Source organism: Hymenobacter profundi (genome assembly GCF_019334315.1).
Taxonomy (GTDB): Bacteria; Bacteroidota; Bacteroidia; order Cytophagales; family Hymenobacteraceae; genus Hymenobacter; species Hymenobacter profundi.
Genome location: NZ_JAHWGL010000177.1, coordinates 1 through 4,292 on the forward strand (window position 1 = coordinate 1; position 4,292 = coordinate 4,292).

General features: G+C 54.9%; 4 protein-coding genes. 2 read left to right on the plus strand and 2 right to left on the minus strand.

The window, feature by feature from the left end; genetic code table 11:
• Positions 1 to 71: 71 nt before the first annotated feature.
• Positions 72 to 602 carry a 5' nucleotidase, NT5C type gene (locus KYK14_RS21580; protein ID WP_219161725.1) on the minus strand — a complete coding sequence of 177 codons (531 nt, stop codon included), beginning with the start codon at positions 600 to 602 and terminating at the stop codon, positions 72 to 74.
• A 254-nt stretch (positions 603 to 856) separates the two neighbouring features.
• Between KYK14_RS21580 and KYK14_RS21585 the strand changes: the two genes are divergently transcribed.
• Positions 857 to 2,191 carry a hypothetical protein gene (locus tag KYK14_RS21585; RefSeq protein WP_219161726.1) on the plus strand — a complete coding sequence of 445 codons (1,335 nt, stop codon included), beginning with the start codon at positions 857 to 859 and terminating at the stop codon, positions 2,189 to 2,191.
• Between the two features lie 13 nt (positions 2,192 to 2,204).
• Here the strand turns inward: KYK14_RS21585 and KYK14_RS21590 are convergent, their stop codons facing one another.
• Positions 2,205 to 2,561 (minus strand): MGMT family protein, encoded by a 357-nt coding sequence (locus tag KYK14_RS21590; RefSeq protein ID WP_219161727.1) that lies wholly within the window; start codon positions 2,559 to 2,561, stop codon positions 2,205 to 2,207.
• Between the two features lie 329 nt (positions 2,562 to 2,890).
• On the opposite strand from KYK14_RS21590, the gene KYK14_RS21595 reads away from it, so the two are divergent.
• Positions 2,891 to 4,018 carry an efflux RND transporter periplasmic adaptor subunit gene (locus KYK14_RS21595; protein WP_219161728.1) on the plus strand — a complete coding sequence of 376 codons (1,128 nt, stop codon included), beginning with the start codon at positions 2,891 to 2,893 and terminating at the stop codon, positions 4,016 to 4,018.
• Positions 4,019 to 4,292 lie beyond the last annotated feature (274 nt).

Here is a 4,292-nt window from a genome sequence, read left to right on the forward strand (position 1 = left end):
ACTGTAGACCGTCATTTCGACCGCGGGGAGAAATGACGGTCTACGGTTCTTGTTCGGCTCCCTACCCTACCTCACAACAGCAACTCCCCTACCTCCTGCCAGCTGTGTACGCGGCGGTAGCCGGTTTCGTGGATGTTGTGCGGGGCGTTGAATAGAATACCCTCGCCCCGAAAACGCTCGAAATTATAGGCGTTATCGTCGATGAGGTAGTCGGCGTTAAGGATGCTTTTGTCGCCGCAGAAGACGTAGTTGGGCCATGAAATAAACGGGAAGTGCCGTTGCAGCCAGTTGTACTTATCGCGGAAGCAGTTAGGGAACTCCATGGCTGCCGTGGCAATAAACAGCTCGTAGCGCTCCGATAGGGCGCGTAACACCTCTTGGCTGTCCTTGATGATGGGTAGGTCGCGAAAGAAACCCTCCCGGTTCACGTAGTCGCGAATGATGGGCTGGTGCTCCGTCGCTACGGCTTGGTAGGCGCTTTTGCCCTGTAGCTGATCGAGAGTCAGTTCAATGTTATAATCACGGAGATACCACTCCTGGAAGCGGGCAATGGAGTCGGCAATTACCTCGTCCATGTCCACGGCAATGCGTTGCTTGGTCATGCAGATGCTGGTTCGATAAGCTGGTCAGGTCAGGTGTTGTTCGTTACTAACTACCTCAGCGTATTTTGGTTATTACCAGTTGCTTATTTAATTTATAACCGCAATCTGATTTTCTGCCTCATTCCTTTGATGTTGTGACTATAGTACAATTTTATACTCGCTTATTTCTTTCTGGTTTTCGCTTTTCCGTAGCTGGGTTTATTTTTTTATTGATTCTGCTAGGTACGTTTTCGGCAAGGGCCCAAACGTATTTCGTGGACTTAAACGGTCACACCCTTACGCTACCCGAGCGAACCACCTACATTGCGAAAGTGATAGACGCCCGGCCACAGCAAGCCAACATTGGCTGGGTGCAGCGCGGGCTGGCCAACGCCCGCACAACGGCCACTCTGCGCAACGGGGTAGAGGCTGACCTAACCACCTTCCTACAGCAGCTCCCCCAACGCCCCACCGACCGCCTCCTACTCCTGCGCGTGCGGCAGTTGGCTATATCCGAGCACACGGGTGCTTTCTCCGAAAAGGCATTTGCCGAAGTCGCTCTTGAGTATCTGCTGCGGTTAGATGATGGCTACCATCTGGCACTAAGCACTGCCGAAACCATCGAAAGCAGTGGCATGGAGGTTACCGCCCATCATGCTAACAATATCACACAGGCCTTTCAGCAGAGTTTGAACCAGTTGGCAACTGTGCAGTGGGATGCGGTGGCGGCTAGCCCGGCTCTTACGCTGGAGCAAATACAACGTCCGCAGGAGTTGGAGGTTGGCGAGGCAGAAACCTACCCCGTCTTGACCGCTACTGCCCCGAAAGCAGGCATCTACCCCGATTTCCTGGCCTTTCGCAACAACATGCCCGATACTACCACCGTGTATGTGGTCGAGCGGAAGCCCCGCACTGGGGCCAACTGGAAGGGCACTACGGAAATCTTACCCTACACGATGAATATGAAGACCGGCCAGCGCACAGCTCTGCGCAACGTATGGGGCTTCTCGGATGGGCAGCACCTATATGTACTGCACAACAGCCGGTTTTTCCCCTTGGAGCGCGAAGGTGCTGGATTTGGCTTCACCGGTTTTTCGCCGGCCGATGCGGGTGCCATGAATACCGCTGCCTTAGCGGGTGGCCTTATTGGGGCCGGTATTGCCGCAGCCGCTACCAGTGGCAAGCCCATGCATTTCAAGGTGAATATGCGTACCGGCCGCATTATGGATGATTTTCCTACCCCATCGGCGGCCGCTCGCGTGCCATCCGACACTACGCAGCTTATTATTTACCGACGCGCCGGGGGCGACAAGACGCCCGTTTCGGTGAGCATCAACGACCAGCCCGTTGGGTCGCTCAGCGGCGCAGCCTACCTGGTTGTGCCTTGGAGCACCAAGCAACACGAAGCGCATGTATGCGTGAGTGGCGGTGCCGATTATTGCCTGACAGTGCTACCCACCAATGCGGCCCCCGTGTACCTGGAGTGCAGTCGCCAACCCACCGACCCTACGCTGCCGCCTCTAACCACCGTCACCAATAAGGTAGGCGAGTTCAATGTGAAAGGCATTCGGCTGCGGCAGGAGCAGGACGCAAAAAAGCAGGCTAAGTAACCCTTAGCCTTACCTATACCAACTCCGTAGCCGGGTCCCAAAACAACTCCCGGAAGTTTTGCACTTGGTCTTCTACCACCTGCACGCCTTCTACCTCTAGTGCTTCCTGCATGGCGGTGGGGGTAGCAAAGTGCTGCCGCCCCGTGAGCAGCCCCAGCCGGTTGATAACGCGATGCGCGGGCACGGGCTGGCTAGCCGTGTGCGAGGCCATCATGGCCCAGCCTACCATACGCGCGCCGTGGCGGGCACCTAGGTAGTTGGCAATAGCGCCGTAAGTCGTTACGCGGCCGGGCGGCACTAGGCGCACCACTTCGTGCACGTCCTGAAAGAAATTGCGCTGGGCTTCGGTTGGGTTTTTAGGGACGTTCATTGGCTGTAAAAGTACGAGGCAGTATCTATTCTATAGGTAAGAACCAGACAGGTAGTCTGCCCTTCGTAGCGCTGCACTAGCACATCAGCCAGAGAAAATAACGACGCCAAATTAGCTAAGCAGGCAACAAAGTACATCACCGAAAAGCGAGGCAAACTGCTCCTTTCGCTTATAAAGCCTGCAACTCGCAGGCTTTTTTTGTGTCTTAGCAATGGCAGGTAAGTCAGGGAAACCATTTCTCCGTAAACTCTAATGCCTTACCTGTCGTTGTGATGGATTGCAGCCCGGCATCAGTCACGCTTACGTATTAGTAATCACGCCTTTATTACATGCAAACGCAGGAGCGAGAGGAAGTAGAAACCACCTCGACAACCAGCCCCGGTCGTCGAATTCTAGGAATTATCATTGCCCTGGCTGTTATAGGTGCGCTGGTTTTTGTGAAGTATCACTACTTTCCTTCGCCTGAGGCCGGAGGTAAGGGTGGCAAAGGCGGCGGCAAAGCGGCGGGTGGTAAAACGGCAAGCCGCACTCCCGTGCAGGTATATCCGGTAACCGCCACCAGCCTTTCCAATATAGTATCCGCCACCGGCTCGGTGCTGGCCGATGAGTCGGTAGTGATTCAGAGCGAGATTTCGGGCAAGATTACCAGCCTCAACATCAAAGAGGGTCAGCCGGTGAAGAAAGGCCAACTGCTATTCACCATCAACGCCGATGAAATTCAGGCGAATTTGAAGCGGCAGGCTTTCAACCTGAAGCTCTACCAGGATCAGGAAAAGCGCCAACGTACGCTGCTGGAAAAAGAGTACATCAGCGCCCAGGAATACGAGCAGACCAACAACTTGCTGCTCACGGCCCGCGCCGATGAGCAAGCGCTACGCGCTGCCTTGGCTAAAGCCTACGTGCGGGCACCCTTCAGCGGTGTGCTGGGGCTGACGACTGCCACCGTGGGCACCTACGTGAGTCCTGGTACGCAGATTACCACGCTTTCCCGCATCCGACCCGTAAAGGTTGATTTTGCCTTGCCCAGCCGCTTTTCCAACGCTGTGAAGGTAGGCGACCCGGTAGTGGTAACCGACGAAGGCACTACCCAAAAGTACCGGGCAAAAGTTTATGCCATCAATCCCCAGATTGACCCTGTTTCGCGCACCTTGCAGGTACGGGCGCTTTACCCCAACACAAAGGACGAGTTGCGGCCCGGTGCCTTCGTGAAGGTTAATCTGGAACTAGGCGCCACCACAGAGGCCTTGCAGATTCCGACCGAAGCCGTCATCCCAGATGCCAGTGGCTACACAGTATATGTTGTGAAGAACGGGAAAGCGGAGTCGCGCAAAGTGAAAATCGGAAACCGCTCCACCAAGCTCATCGAAATCACCGACGGCTTGGCTGTAGGTGATTCGCTGATTCGGACGGGTATACTACAAATAAAAGCCGGCGATAAAGTGGCCGTGCAGAAATAAGAACGACCACTCCCCTCCTCAGCTGAGGAGGGGATGTTGCGGCTTTGGCCGCAACTGGGGTGGTTGGCTCGTTGCTGATGTTGTTACGTCGCACAGGCAAGCGCCAAACAGATAATTATATAGTTAGTACTGCTTTATAAACAACATCAGCAACGAGCCAACCACCTTCGCTTCGGCTTTCACCAAAGCGTCTCCTTCTCAGCTGAGGAGGGGAGTTCTCGTCCTTCCTACTTTCCTCCACCCATGAGTCTTTCTTCCACCAGCATCAACCGCC